Source organism: Salipaludibacillus neizhouensis (genome assembly GCF_002886185.1).
GTDB classification, from domain to species: Bacteria; Bacillota; Bacilli; order Bacillales; family Salisediminibacteriaceae; genus Salipaludibacillus; species Salipaludibacillus neizhouensis.
Map to the genome: position 1 here is coordinate 848,490 of NZ_KZ614147.1, position 18,061 is coordinate 866,550.

The 18,061-nt window shown below is 38.6% G+C and carries 17 protein-coding genes; 16 read left to right on the forward strand and 1 reads right to left on the reverse strand.

Going from position 1 to position 18,061, the window contains the following annotated elements:
• Positions 1-45: 45 nt before the first annotated feature.
• The 6 genes from CEF18_RS20880 (at position 46) to CEF18_RS26145 (ending at position 3,228) form a co-directional block, all read left to right on the forward strand.
• Positions 46-498, forward strand: coding sequence for an SRPBCC family protein (locus tag CEF18_RS20880; RefSeq protein WP_110938426.1), 453 nt, complete (start codon positions 46-48; stop codon positions 496-498).
• A 75-nt stretch (positions 499-573) separates the two neighbouring features.
• Positions 574-1,227 (forward strand): YdeI/OmpD-associated family protein, encoded by a 654-nt coding sequence (locus tag CEF18_RS20885; RefSeq protein WP_110938427.1) that lies wholly within the window; start codon positions 574-576, stop codon positions 1,225-1,227.
• A 134-nt stretch (positions 1,228-1,361) separates the two neighbouring features.
• The gene (locus CEF18_RS20890; protein WP_110938428.1) at positions 1,362-1,760 is read left to right on the forward strand and encodes a VOC family protein; all 399 of its coding nucleotides are present in this window, start codon (positions 1,362-1,364) and stop codon (positions 1,758-1,760) included.
• 137 nt (positions 1,761-1,897) lie between these two features.
• Entirely contained in the window at positions 1,898-2,335 is a 438-nt protein-coding gene (locus CEF18_RS20895) for an SRPBCC family protein (protein ID WP_110938429.1), read from the forward strand.
• A 36-nt stretch (positions 2,336-2,371) separates the two neighbouring features.
• Positions 2,372-2,938: a DUF4256 domain-containing protein gene (locus CEF18_RS20900; RefSeq protein WP_110938430.1), complete on the forward strand. Its 567-nt coding sequence runs from the start codon at positions 2,372-2,374 to the stop codon at positions 2,936-2,938.
• 122 nt (positions 2,939-3,060) lie between these two features.
• Entirely contained in the window at positions 3,061-3,228 is a 168-nt protein-coding gene (locus CEF18_RS26145) for a hypothetical protein (protein WP_183040966.1), read from the forward strand.
• Here CEF18_RS26145 and CEF18_RS20905 read toward each other — a convergent pair.
• Positions 3,205-3,582 (reverse strand): hypothetical protein, encoded by a 378-nt coding sequence (locus tag CEF18_RS20905; RefSeq protein ID WP_110938431.1) that lies wholly within the window; start codon positions 3,580-3,582, stop codon positions 3,205-3,207. The genes CEF18_RS26145 and CEF18_RS20905 overlap by 24 nt on opposite strands.
• A gap of 632 nt (positions 3,583-4,214) precedes the next feature.
• Between CEF18_RS20905 and CEF18_RS20910 the strand changes: the two genes are divergently transcribed.
• The 10 genes from CEF18_RS20910 to CEF18_RS27050 all read left to right on the forward strand — a co-directional run bounded on the left by CEF18_RS20910 (position 4,215) and on the right by CEF18_RS27050 (position 17,742).
• Complete coding sequence (locus CEF18_RS20910) at positions 4,215-4,679, forward strand: hypothetical protein (protein ID WP_110938432.1); 465 nt, start codon at positions 4,215-4,217, stop codon at positions 4,677-4,679.
• A 256-nt stretch (positions 4,680-4,935) separates the two neighbouring features.
• Positions 4,936-5,094, forward strand: coding sequence for a recombinase family protein (locus CEF18_RS27290; RefSeq protein WP_223292446.1), 159 nt, complete (start codon positions 4,936-4,938; stop codon positions 5,092-5,094).
• Positions 5,094-5,252 (forward strand): hypothetical protein, encoded by a 159-nt coding sequence (locus CEF18_RS27295; RefSeq protein ID WP_407690438.1) that lies wholly within the window; start codon positions 5,094-5,096, stop codon positions 5,250-5,252. The genes CEF18_RS27290 and CEF18_RS27295 overlap by 1 nt, the downstream gene beginning before the upstream one ends.
• 664 nt (positions 5,253-5,916) lie before the next feature.
• Positions 5,917-6,882 carry a LacI family DNA-binding transcriptional regulator gene (locus CEF18_RS20920; RefSeq protein WP_110938434.1) on the forward strand — a complete coding sequence of 322 codons (966 nt, stop codon included), beginning with the start codon at positions 5,917-5,919 and terminating at the stop codon, positions 6,880-6,882.
• Positions 6,883-7,025: 143 nt separating this feature from the next.
• Positions 7,026-8,309 (forward strand): ABC transporter substrate-binding protein, encoded by a 1,284-nt coding sequence (locus tag CEF18_RS20925; protein ID WP_110938435.1) that lies wholly within the window; start codon positions 7,026-7,028, stop codon positions 8,307-8,309.
• 59 nt (positions 8,310-8,368) lie between these two features.
• Entirely contained in the window at positions 8,369-9,244 is an 876-nt protein-coding gene (locus tag CEF18_RS20930) for a carbohydrate ABC transporter permease (protein ID WP_110938436.1), read from the forward strand.
• Complete coding sequence (locus CEF18_RS20935) at positions 9,244-10,086, forward strand: carbohydrate ABC transporter permease (RefSeq protein WP_110938437.1); 843 nt, start codon at positions 9,244-9,246, stop codon at positions 10,084-10,086. The genes CEF18_RS20930 and CEF18_RS20935 overlap by 1 nt, the downstream gene beginning before the upstream one ends.
• A gap of 25 nt (positions 10,087-10,111) precedes the next feature.
• Positions 10,112-11,593, forward strand: a complete 1,482-nt coding sequence (locus CEF18_RS20940; RefSeq protein ID WP_110938438.1) for a glycoside hydrolase family 32 protein — start codon at positions 10,112-10,114, stop codon at positions 11,591-11,593.
• Positions 11,594-11,595: 2 nt separating this feature from the next.
• The gene (locus CEF18_RS20945; protein ID WP_110938439.1) at positions 11,596-12,558 is read left to right on the forward strand and encodes a carbohydrate kinase family protein; all 963 of its coding nucleotides are present in this window, start codon (positions 11,596-11,598) and stop codon (positions 12,556-12,558) included.
• 828 nt (positions 12,559-13,386) lie between these two features.
• Positions 13,387-17,742 (forward strand): rhamnogalacturonan lyase family protein, encoded by a 4,356-nt coding sequence (locus tag CEF18_RS27050; protein WP_190238710.1) that lies wholly within the window; start codon positions 13,387-13,389, stop codon positions 17,740-17,742.
• Positions 17,743-18,061: the final 319 nt, after the last annotated feature.

Genomic DNA, 18,061 nt, shown 5'->3' on the forward strand with positions numbered 1-18,061 from the left:
AGTATGCTATACTTTTAGAAAAAGGTTTATAAGGGGGGAGTTCGCTTGAGTATTCGTTTTGAAGTGAAGAGAACCTTCAAGGTATCAAAAGAAAAGGCTTACACAGGGTTGCTTGATCTTGATTCCGCTAAGTACTGGATGCATGGCTTAGTAAGAATCGAGCGGTTGGGTGAGGGGTCGTTGCAGGTGGGAAGTCAGTGGATGGAAACAAGAAAAATGTTTGGAAAAGAGGCTTCTGAACATTTTGAAGTTGTGGAACTTCATGAACCAGATAAAATTGTCCTACGCTGCGATGGAACAAAAGGAACAACGGGCAAAGGTGAATTTGTGTTTACATACATCATCGCATCGACAGGTGATCATTCGGAAGTTACTTTAGATGGTGAGATTAGGGGACTCACGGGCTTAAAGAAATTATTTGGAAAAATGATGGTGGGGACTTTTAAAAAAGCTTGTGCAAAAGACTTGGATGCGTTAAAAAGCTATTTAGAGAAGTGATTACTAGTTTGGGATTACAGATAAGGGTTAAACTGAACCTATTAGAAACAATGCGGTTGAAGGAGATTTGACCAAATGACAATTATTGATAAATTAAACCTGAGTAAATATAAAGATCTGACCGTGCTTCATCAACCAAGCGATTATGATTTGTTTAACGGATATAAGACAACACTATCTGGAGACCATGATGCTATTTTCATTTTTGTCGAAACGATGGATGAGATGGTGAATTATACTCATAAGGTTATCGATGAGGAACAATTACTTGAAAAAGGATACGTATTTTTTGCCTATCCGAAAAAAGGAAACAAACGGTATGATACGTTCATTCACAGAGATGATATTTTTCGGGCAATGAACGTAGGCGAAGGCGGATATGTGGAAAATAGCGATGTGAAGTTCTCGCGGATGGTGAGTATGGATGATGTCTTTACTGTCGTTGGATTGAAGCGTGAAAAGAAGAAAGTGAAAAAGACTTCCGCTGCAAGTCAGTGTGTAGCCGATTATGAGGATCATGTAAAAGATATAGAAAAACTATTAACCGATTATCCAAATGAACAAAAGTTTTATCAGGAACTAACACCAGGTTACCAAAGGGATTGGGCTCGTTATATATTTTCTGCTAAGCAACAAAAAACCCGAGATAAACGCCAAGCACAAATGGTAGATATCCTATCACAAGGATATAAATCAATAGATCTGTATCGTCAAAAAAAGGAAACATAGGGACGGTTCTGTGCTTCATTTACACAGCTTGAGTAATGGTGATAGCCGCTGTTTTGAACGGGACTATTGAGTTAATGCAAGTGTTTAAAGAAAATATACTTAAGAGAATAGATAAAGAAAGGAGTGGATTTTTAATGGGAAAGGTAATGCCATTCTTAATGTTTCAAGAAGGTAAAGCAGAAGAAGCAATGGAGTTTTATACATCACTAATGGAGGATTCAGAAATTACAAACATAGTTAGATATGGAGCTAATGAATCAGGAGACGAAGGTACTGTAATGCAAGCTACTTTTACGATAAAAGGGCAAGAATTTATGTGCATAGACAGTAATGTGACACATGAGTTCTCCTTTACACCTTCGTTCTCCATTTATATTACTTGTGATACGGAAGAGGAAATTGAACAACTTTATCAGAAGCTAAATGAAGGTGGACAGGCACTTATGCCATTAGATGACTATGGTTTCAGCAAAAAGTTCGGTTGGCTAAATGATCGTTTCGGAGTTTCTTGGCAACTAAATCTTCTAAAATAACATGGAAAACTAACTTTTTTACTTGTTCCTTATCGGGTGCTTACAAAAGATCTAGAGTTGCTGAAGCGGTAGCTCCATTGACATAGTGTCCTAGGGGCATTCAGCTAAACAAGAATATTTACTAGGAGGTAGATATAATGACCAAGAAATTGATTGTAAAAGAAGAAGTTCTCATAGAGGCAACGGCTTCAAAAGTATGGGAGGTTCTTATTAATCCAAAGTATGTTGCACAGTGGGACGAACTTCCAGAAAACTATCCTAGTGAAAATATGACTAAGGGAAGTAAAGTGGTTTGGGAAAATCCTAACGGTGGACAGACTGTTACAACAGTCATAAAAGCAGAAGAAATGAAGGAATTAAAGATTGCCTTATACTTGTCGAATTGGGAAGTAAAACCGAATGAAGGTGATGTGGCATATTTATATCAGCTAGAAGACCAAAATGGCAGTACATTATTAAAAATTGAAATTGGTGATTTTTCACTTCTAAAAGATGGTCAAAAATATTATGATGCCTCGGTAGAATTTGCATCTGAATCAAAAAAGGTAATTAAGCAACTAGCAGAAAATCAATAGTTAGTTACATTGTGATAAAACCAAGGGGGAAATATTATGACAAAGAGCAATAAGGAGTTGTCACAGGAACAACGTGAAGAACTACTTAGAACTTTGGAAGCCCGTTTTGCGAAAAACATGAACCGACATAATGGTCTTGAATGGGCTAACGTACAAGCTAAGCTCGAAGCTAATACGGAAAAACTGTGGTCGCTTCATGAAATGGAAGCTACTGACGGGGAACCAGATGTTGTTGGCCATGATCAAAAGACGGGTGAATACATATTTTATGATTGTTCCGCGGAAAGTCCTAAAGGTCGCAGAAGTGTTTGTTACGACCGTGAAGCGCTGGAGTCTAGGAAAAAATTTAAACCGGAAAATAACGCTATGGATATGGCAACTGCCATGGGCATTGAACTATTAACGGAAGAAGACTACCGGGAGCTGCAGAAACTTGGAAATTTTGATATGAAAACTTCGAGCTGGGTGCTAACACCTGCTAAAATTAGAAAACTTGGCGGGGCCATCTTTTGTGATCGTCGCTATGACACTGTCTTTATGTACCACAATGGAGCAGAATCCTACTATGGTGCAAGAGGTTTCCGTGGCTCGCTAAAGGTCTAAAGTGAAGCAGGGGACGGTTCTCTGCTTCATTTGCGCGGCTTGGATAGTAGTGGTAATCGCTGGATTTTACAGTTGAAGAAAAAATAACAAAACTGTCGTGCATGAAGAGGAGCGCTTCACGCATGGCAGTTTTGTATAAAACATGGTGCTTGACCCCCGCTCAAAAGGAATTTGAACATGATGGTCCATTCGATGGTAATCAGTCCAGGAGGGCAAGATTAAAGTATTATTTTATTGTGAATGATGCTGATTTTATAAATGCTTCTTCAAATAATCGCCACTATAAATAAGTATCGACAAAACTCCTCCGCGTCTTTATCGATTTTAGCGAGATCGACTCTGTATTGCTTCAGGCTCTCCCAATTCACTAGTGGATTGTAACTCTCTTCTAACCACCCAGCTTTCAAGAGCAAGGTGATATCATTTCGAAACATGGAAGGTAGCCTATTTTTCAGTTCCTCTTCTTGAGTCTCATCATTTACCCTTACGGTAAACCATCCATCTGGATCAGAATTTGGTTCCTCGCGCCGCTTATTTTCTTCCTCAATAAACGTATACAATTCCCTAATGTGCTTTCTTGCAAGATCAAGCTCTTCATCCGTCAATCCATCTTCTCTTAATACTAAACGATTCAATTCTTTCATTCTGATCATCCCACCATTTCTGTTATTTTCTCTTTCACATAACAAGTACAGATGGATAAGAAAAAAGGGGGAGGATACATGGGGGATACATAGGGGACGGTTCTCTGCTTCATTTTCAGGGCTTTAGTATTAGTGTGATACCAGCAGGTTTTGAAAACTTTACCGATAAAGTAACAAATATTAGCGCGCCATGCGTGAAGAAGAGCACTTCACGCATGGGTCATGTTCAAGGGGAATAGGTAGTTACCTTATTTGGGTTATTAGCTTTCGAATAGTTTTGATACAGGGTGGCTGTAATCTCATCTAGTGAAGTGTGAGAATGGTTCCCTCCTTCCCATTGACTGTTAACTAAGCCAAAGGTTGGTTTAATTCCAACAAGTGAATTAGGTACCAGGTGAATTTCCCTTAGCTCATTTCCGAGATAACTTCTGAGTAGTAGAACAACCACCTTTCACATAAATTAGTACAAAGCACAACCACTCACAAATGAGGATGAGTGAGTGGCTGAAAGAAGCCTCCGAAGTTTAATAACCTGTTAGGAAAATTTTCGCCTAACAGACTAGCTGAGAGTGACGCCTTTGAGAAGAATAATAAATGTTTATTTTACTTTTTTGTTTTGAGGAGGGTCTTTTTTGAAATCCCGTGGACGACAACGTCAGCAAACGACACCAATACTGATTGCAGGCAGTGCAGTTCTTCTAATTATCCTTTTGCTCATCACGTTTATTTCGTCCAGTCCAGAAGAAAAAGTCGTTAAAGAGTTTTATGAATATGAACAAAAACAGGAATTTTGGAACTCTTATGAATTATTTCATCCTCACATGAAAAAACGTTTTTCTAGAAGTAAATACATCGACCAACGTGCGCACATCTTTGTGGACCACTTTGACGTTGATACGTATGATCTTACTATCGGAAGCTCAAAGAAGATCAAAGAGTGGCAAATGTCAGATGATCATCAACCTTTATCAAATGTTTACCAGATTCCCGTTACTAAAACCTATCAAAGTCAATTTGGGAAATTTTCAATCCTACAAAATGTATATGCAGTAAAAGAAGAAGGAGAATGGCATATAATGTGGGATTACCATTACTGAGAGGAAGCATGGGGACGGTTCTCTGCTTCATTTATATGGCTAGGGTGATGGTTGTAATCGCCGGTTATTATGAGGTTATCGGAGCGGTAAATGAAAAGTGCAAAACTGCCATGCGTGAAGAAGAGCGCTTCACGCATGGAGTTTTATTGGTCTGAAGAGATTGTGACAGTGTGGTGATTTTTCAAGGTTAAAGACCGATAAAAAGTATTGTGTTTTTAGTGAAGGATAGAGTTGGTTATGGTGCCTGTCACTCCGGATAAGTCCTCGAGGCCTTGAAGAGTGGAGCGCGAATACGGTGGATTCCCTTTTACGTAGTGAAACTGTAAGCGGAAGAATAAAGTATCAAAAGACTTATTCGAAAGATTATCTTTCTAAAAAGCAGGTTAGAAACAAGGGGAACTACCCCAATATATAATTGAGGATCATCATCCACCTATTATTAAACCGGAAGTGTTAGAGAAGGTGCAACAGGAGATGAAACATCGAGAAAATGGGAGAAGTAGTAAAAAGAAATACCTGCATCTAGCCGCTTTTTTAAACTGTTTTATTGTGGGGAATGTGGAAACTCAATGAATCATGTAGCTATAGTAAAAATAAAGTAGATGGGACAAGGGTAATCCGCCATTATTGGAGATGCACAGTCGCTTTAGGTCATAAATTTATAACGAAGTTTGATGCTCCAGGGTATCGCGAGGAAATGATCGAAATGACGTTTATAATATGTTGCATGAAATGAGAGAGCATCCACAGCTCATCTATAAAACAAACAGGCATTTCAATAGGTAGGGTTAAGTGAAGGGAACAAAAACAAATGAAAGAACTGAAGCAAAAGGTTAAGTGACTTTTTGAAGGATTATTCAACTTGCTCATTCTTTAGTGAAATAAGAGTTGTCATTTTTAACAAGATCTTTTACTGCACAGTTCAACAATACTATGCAATAGAAAAACAAAATCGAGGTGCGATTGTTTAGGAATCTTTAGCACACGTTGTACCTGATAATCGTTAAACATTGAACAGGCTAATTTAAGTCCAAGAACAGATGAGGTACCGTTCGTTCGTGGAAAATGTCCATTTGCGGTACCGGGCCTTTTTAAGAATACGAACTCAGGCACCTTTACTATAGGTGTCTTTTGTTATGGTTACCACTTTTAATTGAAAATATGGTAAGATTAGCATCGACTTAGTAAAATGTAACCGTTACATATTTTGAAAAACAGCAGATAGGAGAAGTTTAATGTGAAGCCGAAAATTTCAGATGTTGCAAAAGTTGCTGGTGTTTCACCAACAACTGTTTCTAGAGTTTTGAATAATCGAGGTTATATAGGAGAAAAGACTCGAAAAAAAGTTGAAGAAGCGATGAAACAACTTAATTATTTTCCTAATGATGTTGCAAGGTCGTTGTTTATAAAGAAAACATTCTTAATTGGTGTTATTTTTCCTACTACAACGAATCCTTTTTATGGACAGCTTATTTTTCATATAGAGAATATCGCAGCATCTTTAGGATATAAGATTTTGTTGTGTAATAGTCAAGGGCAAGAAGATAAAGAGAGAAGTTATTTGAGGATGCTTCAGAGAAATCAAGTGGACGGAATCATAGCTGGTGCTCATAATCGAGGAGTAAAGGAATACGATATACCTACTCTCCCAGTTGTTGGGGTTGATCGTTATTTATCGGGGAATATTCCTGTTGTTTCAAGTGACAATTATGATGGTGGAAGACAAGCCACACAGTTATTAATTAATAAGGGTTGTGAAAATATCATTCATATTAATGGTCCGATTTTATTAGAGACTCCTGCTAATTTAAGAAGAAAGGCATATGAGGATGTTATGAGGGACAATCAATTGACTCCTATTACCTATGAAACAGAAGGAAATAATCAAGCAGTTATTAAGCAATTATTCGATGAAAATCCACAAGTAGATAGTATTTTTGCCAGTGATGATCTGATTGCCTCAGCAGTCATGAGAGAAGCAAAAATTAGGAAAAGAAACATACCTTCTGATTTTAAAGTTATTGGATATGACGGGACAGAGACAACTAGATTACTACTACCTGAATTAAGTACTATCCAACAACCAATAAGAGAGATTGCTGAAAAAACTATTGAAATCTTAATTAAAGAAATAAATGAAGAAGGAGACAGTCAAATGGAAACGATCCTACCTGTTAGATTGATAGAAGGCGAGACAACCTAACAGTAGGGTGGTCCAATATTTGATAATTTCAAAAAGATTTAAATTTTTTTGAAATTATATGTCATCCGGTTGACATGTGAAACCGAATGACATATAATTTCGTTGTAGGCGTTTACATTCATTATAAGGGGAGGTAATTAGAAATGAAAAAAGTTATGTTATTAATCATTTTAATTATGATGGCAATTGTCTTTACAGCTTGTGGTGGTGAAAATGAATCATCAAGTGCTAGTGAAAATGAAGTATCAATTTGGGTCCACACTTCAGATGAAACGCCAGAAGGGGAAGCAATGCAAAGTACTATTGATCGATTTAATGAAGAGAATGAAGGAACATACTCCGCTAAGATTGAGTTTATTCCGAGGAGTGGAGCTGGAGGCGGATACGAAGATAAAATTAATGCCGCTTTAACAACAGATACATTACCAGATGTTATAACTTTGGATGGACCTAATACTGCGGCATATGCAGAGGCCGGAATGATTGCACCAATTGGTGATTATATAACAAATAAAGATGACTTATTACCAAGTATTATTCAACAAGGAACCTATGATGATCAATTATATGCAGTTGGGTATTCAGAATCTGGTGTTGGAATTTTCTATAATAAACAAATGCTAGAAGATGCAGGTATTGATTTATCTACGTTACCAACAGTGGATCAACCATGGGATTGGAATCAATTTATGGAGCTAAGTGAAACGTTAGTTAATACTTACGATACTGCTGCAATTGATATGGCTTTTGATGATAAAAGTGAATGGTTAATGTATGCATTCTCACCATTCTTATGGTCACAAGGTGGAAACTTAGTGTCTGAAGATGGATCGACAGCGGAAGGTCATTTTAATGATGAAAATTCAGTAAAAGCTTTTAGTTTTATACAGGAGATGGTTAAAGAGGGATACACGACAATTACTCCAGTTGAAAAAGGGTTCCATACTGGTGAGTACCCAATGAAGTTCGGTGGTTCATGGACAATTGCTGAAATGGAAGACTATCCCGATGTGGAATATGGTGTTATGCCATACCCGACATCTCCGGATACAAACGAATTAGTTTCTCCATCAGGCAGCTGGCAATATGCGATGGCTTCTTCATCGGAAAAACAAGAAGCTGCTGGTGCACTGATTGATTTCATGACTTCTACAGAGTCTTTAACGGAAGTTACTTTAGCGAATAGTGTTCTTCCGGCAGCTCATTCAGTTGTTGAAGAAGTGCAAGATAAAGTTTCGCCTCAAATGAATGTCTTAATTCAACAGAACCAAAAATCGGCACATGCTAGACCAGTTTTACCTAACTATCCGCAAGTAAGTAGAGTTTTCCAACAGGCAGTTAGCGATGCCGCTTACTATGAAGAAAATAGTGATGTACAGGAATTGTTAGATGATAAGACCGGTCAAATGGAAAAAGCGTTGAAATAAGATAGGTTATTCCGACTTGGATGTATCCAAGTCGGAATCTTTAAAAGGAGTTTTGACTGATGAATACTAATAAAAGGGAGACTTTGGCAGCATATTCGTTTTTAGCACCTGCACTAATATTATTAGGAACCTTCCTAGTTATACCTGCTTTAATGGCCATTTATTATGCTTTTACGGATTATTATTTATTAACACCAGATCAGCGTCAATTTGTTGGATTGCAAAATTTCATTGAAATCTTTAAAGACCCAATTTTTATTCAAAGTTTAAAAAACATTGTCCTATTTGTTGCTTTCGTCATACCAATTCAAGTAGGAGCAGCTTTAGGACTAGCGTTATTAATTAATAAACCAAGAAAAGGAAATATTTTTTTCAAGGTAGCCTATTTTTCTCCAGTAGTTTTGTCATTAGTTGTTATATCCGTACTGTGGTTATATCTATTAAACCCATCAGAAGGTTTGATTAATAGTTTACTAGCAAATATCGGAATTGAAGCTCAGCCATTTTTAAGCAGTCCAAAGCAAGCAATGTTGACAATTGTGTTTGTTTCCGCTTGGCAGGGTGCAGGCTATCAAATGTTAATTTTTCTAGCGGGTCTTCAAAATATTCCATCTACAGTTTATGAAGCAGGGAAAATTGATGGTGTTAACAAATGGCAGAACTTTTTTTATATTACATTGCCTTTGTTAAAGCCCACTTCTGTTCTAATTATGATTACGACATTGATCTCTGCATTTAAATTAATCATTCAACCAATGGTTATGACACAGGGTGGACCAATGAATTCTACAATGACACCGGTCTATTATATTTATCAATCGGGATTCTCGGATCGAATGATTGGATACTCGAGTGCGATGACCGTTATTTTTGGAATAATAATTGGTATTGTAACACTGCTACAAAGTAGGTTAACGAAGGAGGATGACATCTAATGAACAAGAAACTTAAGAAATCAATCGAATACTTTTTTCTGATTTTGTTAGCATGTATATTTATCTTTCCTTTGTTATGGATGATCGTTTCTTCCATGAAGCCGGAAGCTGAGATTTATCTTGATATGGGCAGCGTGCAATCTTTGCTTCCTTCACTTGATGTTTCTCAATGGTTTCTAACATATAAAGAATTATTTTCGAGATTTGATATTCCCCAATATGTAATCAACAGTATTATCTATGCGGTAACAATCACTGTCGGTTCTATTGTGGTAAATGCGATGGCAGGGTTTGCTTTTGCTAAATTTGAATTTAGAGGGAAGAAGTTGTTATTCGGTGTATTACTAGTGTTGTTAATTGTACCAGTGGAAACAATTATTATTACTCAGTTTACTGTGGCACACACGTTAGGAATTCTTAATACACGATTAGCGGTTGTTTTGCCGATGATTGGGAACATGTTTTTCATCTACCTGTTTAGTAACTTTTTTAAGGCGGTGCCAGATGAAATTATAGAATCCGTCAAATTAGATGGGGCAAATAATTGGATTGTCTTTTGGAAAATTGTATTACCGATGTCCAAACCTGCAGTTGCTACTGTTGGAATACTATCCTTTATCGCAAGTTGGAATGATTATTTATGGCCATTAATGGTATTAACAGATACAGACAAGTTTCCACTCCAAGTGGCTATTACAAATATAAATACAACCCAGCCTGTTTATACCAATCAGGTAATGGCAATCCTTACGATTTCAACGATACCACTGATTATCGTATATATACTTGCTCAGAAGTATATACTCCAGGGACTCGGTGGATCTGGAACGGGTATTAAGTAGAGAGAATTATTACAGGGGGATAACAATGTTCACACTAAAACAAGCGAATACTTATATTGAAGAAAATAAAGAGCGTATAATAGCTGACTATAGAAATGATTATCATGTCATGGCACCGATTGGGTGGATTAATGATCCAAATGGTTTTATTTATTATAAAGGTGAATATCATTTGTTTTATCAATACTATCCGTATAAAGCGGTATGGGGACCCATGCATTGGGGGCATTCAAAAAGTAAAGATTTAGTTAAATGGGAAAATGTCCCAGTTGCACTTGCTCCAGATCAATCTTATGACAAAGATGGTTGTTTTTCTGGAACCGCTATCGAAAAAGATGGAAAACTCTATTTAATGTACACTGGGCATATTGAGGGGGAGACAGAAGAAGGTATTAGACAAGTACAATGTATAGCTGTTTCCTCAGATGGCATTAATTTTGAGAAAGTGGAACAAAACCCGGTTATAACTGAAGCTGATTTGCCGGAAAATGCAAAACCACAGGACTTCAGGGACCCGAAAGTAGTTAAGAAGGGTGATTTCTATTATTCTTTAATAGCTTCTAAAAAAGAAGATGGTGGAGGACAAATTCTTCTATATAAATCGAATGATTTACTAGATTGGGAGTTTGTTTCTGTCATGTTTAAAGGAGAAATAGATGAAGGTCCGATGTGGGAGTGCCCCGATATATTCGAATTAGATGGCAAGGATGTTCTACTGTTCTCAGTCGACGGATTACCGAAAAAAGAAAACAAATTCCTAAATACACACTCCGTTCTCGCTATTATTGGAGAAATGGATTGGGGAAAAGGTGTTTTTTATAAAGAAACAGTTGAAGAATTGGATTATGGTCTAGATTTCTATGCTCCACAAACGATTAAAGATGACAAAAATAGAAGAATCATGATTTCCTGGATGCAAATGTGGGGAAGAAACATTCCAACGGAGACTAAGCAACATGGCTGGGCTGGTTCGATGACGTTACCAAGGGAACTTTTTATAAAAAACAATCATGTCTATCAAAGACCAGTTTCAGAAATCAAAAATCACTATACCAATAAACAAAGTTACGACACTATTAAACTATCAGATGAAACAAAAGAGTTTCAGGAGTTATCAGCTGAAGTTAGTGCTATCGAATTAGTATTAGATGTAAAAGCTGGGAAAAGATTCGAGCTAGAAGTTCGTTCCAATCAGGATGAGAGAACACTGTTAAGCTACGATTGTGAAACAAGTATTCTAGAACTAAATCGGATAAACAGTGGTATCGACCTTGTGGGTAATGAAGAGGAACATGTGTATAAACGCTCCGTTTATTGTAAGCCAGAAAATAATAAAATCGATTTAGAAATTTTCCTAGATTGGGCATCGATAGAAGTGTTTGCAAATCATGGAAAATACACGTTAACTTCTACGATATATCCAACAAAAAAGGCGGATAATATAAAAATTACCGCTGAAGGCGAAGTAGAGATTGTTCGTCTAGATAAATGGGATATAGAGGTTTAATGATGAAAAAAGTATATACAATTGGAGAGGCTCTAATCGATTTTATTCCTCACGAAGTAGGCGTTTCTATGAGTGAGGTCGACAGTTTTAAAAAAGCACCTGGAGGCGCACCTGCTAATGTTGCAGCTACTATTGCAAAACTGGGAGGAAAGAGTGCTTTTATTGGTCAAGTTGGAGAAGATATGTTTGGCTACTACTTAAAAAAAGTGTTAGCTGAAAATAAAGTAGATGTTACCCACATGTTGCACACGAATAAAGCCAACACGGCATTAGCTTTTGTTGCGTTAAAACAGGGTGGCGAACGGGAATTTGCTTTTTACCGGAAACCTAGTGCTGATATGCTTTTAGAAAGTGACTATATAAAAAAGATTACCTTTACAGACAATGATATCTTACACTTTTGCTCTGTTAGTTTGATTGAAAGTGAAGTAAAATATGCGCATATCGAAGCAATCAAAAAGGTAAAGGAAAAAGGCGGATTAGTAGTTTTTGATCCCAATGTAAGAAAAAACCTTTGGGATGATCAAGCATTATATGCTCAAACGATTCAAGAATTTATTCCTGATGCGGATGTTTTGAAAGTCAGCGATGACGAACTAAGCTTCATTACAGGAAAAGATACAGAAGAAGAAGGAATTAACCGTCTACTGTCTAAACCTATCAAGTTATTAATTCTAACAAAAGGTAAAGAAGGTGTGACGTTTTTTATAGATGAAAAGGAAATAAGTGTGCCAGGATTTGATGTTCAGTCGATTGATACGACGGGAGCAGGAGATTCTTTTATTGGCGCATTCTTATATCAATTTTCATTAATGGATAAAGAACTTTCAGACTTAACAGCAGAAGAATTAGTTACTATGGGGACCTTTGCAAACTCCGTAGCAGCAATGGTCACAACGAAAAATGGTGCGATTAGTGCTTTACCAACGGCGGAGGAAGTAGTAACCTTTTTTTCAGGAAAGTGAGAGATATTGGTTCGGATCTTGTTATCAAAGGGCCAGGAACTACATTGACTAATTGTAGTTCCTGGCCCTAATTCACTCTACTGTAGTTATTAGGAAACAGGGTACATCTATACGAGTAAACATATTTGGATATTGTGGTACCTAGCCCTTGTTGATTTATACTGGGCTGATTTATTATGTTTATTTTCGAGACGTAAAGTTAGTAATAATTATTAAAATGGTTGCAGTCCAATCGGCATCTGCTGTTTAGTACTGTACCATTTACAAAGCTTGACTCATCGGATGCTAACGATAAGGCAACTTGTGCTTCGGATTTACCAAGTACGAGGCATAACACCTCTGAGATAAAACAAGGTCCATAGACTCAGTTAATAGACCTGACTTTATAACTATTAAACCTATCAAACCTGTAATAGCTCTGCCTCCTCCCAAAAAAGGCTTTAAGAAAAAGTACACGTTCTAAAACCACTTCCATCTTAAAAATGCAGTAAAACCCTACTTCCGCTATCATTAAAAAATGCATGTATATTACCCAGTGTCATGTAGTCAATCATTCATTAATCCCATTAATAGTACAATAGATTCAACATTTACCAATCGTTGTTTTCTAATACATTTTTAACATTTTTTATATTAAAACATCCAGAACCGTATGCTAGTCTTTATGTAAGGGCTTTCATTAATTAGAATTATCAAAAAAGGAGGTTAATAGAGAATCATAACGAGGTATCTCAAACGTTTTGCCATTAGCGAAATAGGTTTTAAGAAAGCCCTCACCATGAGTAGACAGAGTGTACAACTAGTCTAATAGAAGTGAAGGTGAAAAAATTGGCAAAGGAAAAGAAGCGTGTCAAGAAAAGTATTGCACTATTTTTAGCAACGATAATAACCATATCCAGTTTTCCATTCACTGCAGTAGATGTCGGAGCGGAAGATGCGCTTTTGCAAAAGAGTTTTGATTTTGGAACGTCTGACAGTGCCGTAGCGGATGGATCTATCCAAGTTACAGAAACAAGTTTGTATAATGCGGAAGCGGGTTTTGGATTTAGTGAGACAGCAAATGTTAGTGCAACAAGCCGTGAAGGGACGGACGCTTTGAAAAGTGATTTTGTTTCCTTTTCCGAGACATCTTTTCAAGTCGACCTTCCAAATGGTGATTATGCCGTTTCCGTTGTTTCAGGGGATGAAGAGGCGACTGAGTTTGGCTTGAAGGCAGAATCGATTCAAAAAGTACAAAATACCTCAGTAAGCGCGGGGGAATTTGCCGAAAGGGATTTTGAAATTGCAGTGATTGACGGGCAATTGACGATTGAGTTAACAGGAGCGAATCCAAAGATAAATGGATTACAGATTACAGCGTTGCCGGCGCGTACATCAGCTGAGCATCCGACGGTGTATGTAGCGAGTGATTCTACGGCGCAAACATTCGACCCGTATTGGAAGCCTCAAGCAGGTTGGGGGCAGATGTTATCACGTTATTTCACTACAGATGTCACCGTTGATAACCATGCGATTGGTGGTCGTAGTTCAAAAACGTTCTATACGGAAGGGCGTTTGGATGAGATATTACGTGAGATCAAACCAAATGATTATTTACTTATTCAATTCGGTCATAATGATGCAACAGCTAGTGTCCCGGAACGTTATACAAGCGTCGAGGACTATAAAGTTTATTTAGAAACTTACGTCACAGGCATTCGCCAACGTGGTGGTATTCCTATTTTAGTGACACCGGTTGGACGTCGAAGCTTTAATGCAGAAACAGGAAAGTTTAATGTCAGTTTTCCTGAATATAAACAAGGAATGGAAGAAGTAGCAGCAGATTTAGACGTATTACTCGTGGACTTAAACACATTGAGCCGCGAATATTACGATGAAATTGGTCTTGAGGGCACGCGTTCTGTCTTTTTACACGTAGATGCCGGTGTTTATCCAGCCTATCCACAAGGGAAAGCGGATGATACCCATTTTCAAGAATATGGTGCAATTCAAATTGCAAGACTTCTCTCTGGAGGAATTTCAGAACTGAATACGCCGCTCGCCAATTACGTAGCGGAAATCGATATTCCTGACAATGTTCCATCCGTACCAGTGAATCTCGTTGTTTCGAGCGTTAGTAATGCGGGCGCTTTGCTGACATGGGATGACGTCGAAAGTGCGTCGATTTATCGTATCTATCGTAAGCTCTCGACAGATAGTGAATTTCAAATGGTTGGGACTTCAACGATTCCACGTCTCAGTTTAACTGGGATGGAAGAAGGAATGGCGTATGATGTTGTTGTCACAGCAGTTAATGTGAAAGGGGAATCCGAACAATCCGAGATCGCACAAATAACAACTCGGGAAGCCACGCTTAAGTATGATTTTGGTTTAGCGGGAACCCCTGTCGCTGAAGGTTATACCGATGTTAATTTATCAACGATTTATACGGAAGAAACAGGGTACGGAATTGTTGATAGTGCTGGTATGATTGGTCGTGACCGAGGCGAAGGCGGCGATCTTCTCCGCGACTGGCTTGGGTATTTCAGTGTTGGCTGGCGCTTTAACGTGGATGTTCCGAACGGTCTGTATGCAGTGAAAATGCATGTGGGTGATTTTCTTGGAAGTGCCCGTACAGACTTGGCTATTGAGGAACAAAACTATGGTGCTGTCAATGCTCCGAGTAAAAGTTCGGTCGAGCGAGTGATTCCAGAGGTGGCGATTACCGATGGACAAATGAATTTTCATTTCACTGGCTCAACAGGGATTGTCAATGGTCTTGAGCTAACGCCGATTCTATTGGCTCCATCAGAAGTAGAAGTCACAAACCAATCATTAGATACTGATAATCCGTCGGTAACTCTTGCTTGGAAAGGAACGGATGCTGCTGCATCGTATAATATCTATCGTAAAACCTCAGAGTCTACGGAAGTGGAACTGATTGATAGTTCGGTAGAAGCTGGCTATACCGATTCAAGTGTTGACGTAGGTTTATCCTATGAATATACGATTACAGCTGTTGATAAACTTGGTGTAGAAACCGTGCCGTCGTTACCACTAACGGTTGAAATGGTCGATGCTTCACAACCTAAACCTGAAGCCCCTGTGAATCTTGAGATCGGTGAGGTAAATAAGAACGACCTTACCTTTAAGTGGGATGCTGTAGAGGGTGCGGGATTATATAATATCTATCGTGCAGAAGAAGCAGATGGAACATATACACTCGTTGGACAGGCAAAGGAGCCAACGTTTACAGATGAAACAGTTCTAACAACGATTCCATACTTCTATCAAGTAGCGACAGTGAACGTTGGGGGAATATCTGAGAAATCAGAGATCCTCGAAACTCCTGGAGATACTATTTTGGAAAAACAAATGGAATTATTAACTCGTGCACCGGTTGCGGTTAAAACGGATGAAGGTGTGCTTGTTAGTTGGAGAATGCTTGGTACAGATCCAGCTGATATCAAATTTGCTGTGTACCGTGATGGCAAACGTCTTTCAAAAAAACCAATTACAGAAAGTACGAACTATCTGGATACAGAAGGAACGGAAGATTCTGTGTATGAGATTCGCGTAGTTGGTGGTAAAAAAGGAGAAGCAATTGAGACAAAGGTTTTGGAAAATAATCACTTTGATATTCCATTAAATCAGCCGGAGCCCGGTGAAACACCACTTGGCGACCCTTATTCATACAATGCAAATGATATGAGTGTTGGTGATTTGGATGGAGATGGTGAGTACGAGGTTATTGTTAAATGGGACCCTTCTAATTCTAAGGATAGCTCCCAATCAGGATATACGGGAAATGTCTATCTTGATGCGTATAAATTAGATGGAACGCAACTTTGGAGAATTGACCTAGGTAAAAACATCCGGGCTGGTGCACACTATACACAGTTTTTAGTGTATGACTTTGATGGTGATGGTAAATCTGAGCTTGTTACTAAAACAGCTGACGGTACCATTGATGGTCAAGGAAATGTGATTGGCCGTGCAGAAGCGGATCACCGTTATACGAGTGGTTACATTTTGCAGGGTGATGAATTTCTAACCGTATTTAACGGTGAAACAGGTGCAGCTGTGGACACAGTAGAGTATGACCCACCAAGAGGTGATGTATCTGCTTGGGGAGACAACTACGGTAACCGTGTCGATCGTTTTATGGCGGGAGTAGCCTATTTGGATGGTGAAACACCAAGTATCATCATGGCCCGTGGCGCGTATACGCGTATTGTCGTAGCGGCCTATGACTTTACAGGTGGGAAGCTTGATAAGCAATGGAGATTCGATACAAATGATGAAGGAAACAATGAATATGCTGGCCAAGGCTATCATTCCTTAAGCATCGCTGACGTGGATGGCGATCAAAAAGATGAAGTCGTTTACGGTCAAATGGTCGTGGATGATGATGGTTCTGGTTTGTACAGTACAGGACTTGGGCATGGTGATGCCTTACATGTAGGTGACTTGATTCCGAGCCGTGATGGTCTAGAGATCTTTGCTGTTCAAGAGAACAAGGGCGCCGAATATGGGTATGATATGCGCGATGCAAAAACCGGAGAAATTATTTGGGGTGAAAAAACTGGTGAAGATACCGGACGCGGACTAACAGCAGATATTGACCCTCGTTATGAAGGTTCAGAGTCTTGGGCCATTTCAGGTGCATGGAATAGTCGAACAGGCAATTTACATGCTGCAAATGGTGAAAGGATTTCTGCTTCGATCCCGAGCGCAAACTTTGCGATCTGGTGGGATGGAGATTTGAGCCGTGAACTTCTTGATCACACTTGGAATGCCGATACAAATCAAGGTGTTGGTACCATCGATAAGTGGGATTATGAAAACGGGCAATTAGTAAATCTTCTAACAGCAGAAGGAACACTTTCAAATAATTCAACAAAAGGAACACCAAATTTACAGGCAGACCTCCTTGGTGATTGGCGTGAGGAAGCCATTTGGAGAACAGACGATAATCAAGCATTACGTGTCTTTTTAACACCAGAAAAGACAGAGCATAAAATTCACACGCTCATGCATGACGCTCAATACCGTGTGGCTATAGCATGGCAAAATGTAGCTTACAATCAACCGCCGCACCCAAGCTTTTTCCTAGGCAACGGTATGGAAACACCAGCAACACCGAACATCACGGTCATCGGTGACACAACAGAAAAATCAAAAAAAGACAAAAAAGACAAGTAGGAAACATGGGGACGGTTCTGTGCTTCATTTAAACGGCATGGTTAATGACTTGTACTTGCTGGTTTTTAAGAGGATCTCGATACAGTAAAGGAGCAAAAAGCAACCTCGCCATGCGTGAAGAAGGTTACTTCACACATGGCGGCGAGGATTGTGCTGGTCTGAAGAAATTGTGACAGTGTGTTCATGGATGGAAGTTTAAGTGGAATGACTCTCCGATCTGATGAGAGTTTATACTCACCTCTTTTTAGTATTGAAGTAAATGGAGATGAAATACCCGCTAATATGCATCCAATATATGATGAATCTATCTCTAAGCAGC

Coding starts and splice junctions, on each gene's coding strand:
- CEF18_RS20885 (WP_110938427.1), top strand. CDS start 574: ATGACAATTATTGATAAATTAAACCTGAGTAAATATAAAGATCTGACC.
- CEF18_RS20890 (WP_110938428.1), top strand. CDS start 1,362: ATGGGAAAGGTAATGCCATTCTTAATGTTTCAAGAAGGTAAAGCAGAA.
- CEF18_RS20895 (WP_110938429.1), top strand. CDS start 1,898: ATGACCAAGAAATTGATTGTAAAAGAAGAAGTTCTCATAGAGGCAACG.
- CEF18_RS20900 (WP_110938430.1), top strand. CDS start 2,372: ATGACAAAGAGCAATAAGGAGTTGTCACAGGAACAACGTGAAGAACTA.
- CEF18_RS26145 (WP_183040966.1), top strand. CDS start 3,061: ATGGCAGTTTTGTATAAAACATGGTGCTTGACCCCCGCTCAAAAGGAA.
- CEF18_RS20905 (WP_110938431.1), bottom strand. CDS start 3,582: ATGAAAGAATTGAATCGTTTAGTATTAAGAGAAGATGGATTGACGGAT.
- CEF18_RS20925 (WP_110938435.1), top strand. CDS start 7,026: ATGAAAAAAGTTATGTTATTAATCATTTTAATTATGATGGCAATTGTC.
- CEF18_RS20930 (WP_110938436.1), top strand. CDS start 8,369: ATGAATACTAATAAAAGGGAGACTTTGGCAGCATATTCGTTTTTAGCA.
- CEF18_RS20935 (WP_110938437.1), top strand. CDS start 9,244: ATGAACAAGAAACTTAAGAAATCAATCGAATACTTTTTTCTGATTTTG.
- CEF18_RS20940 (WP_110938438.1), top strand. CDS start 10,112: ATGTTCACACTAAAACAAGCGAATACTTATATTGAAGAAAATAAAGAG.
- CEF18_RS20945 (WP_110938439.1), top strand. CDS start 11,596: ATGAAAAAAGTATATACAATTGGAGAGGCTCTAATCGATTTTATTCCT.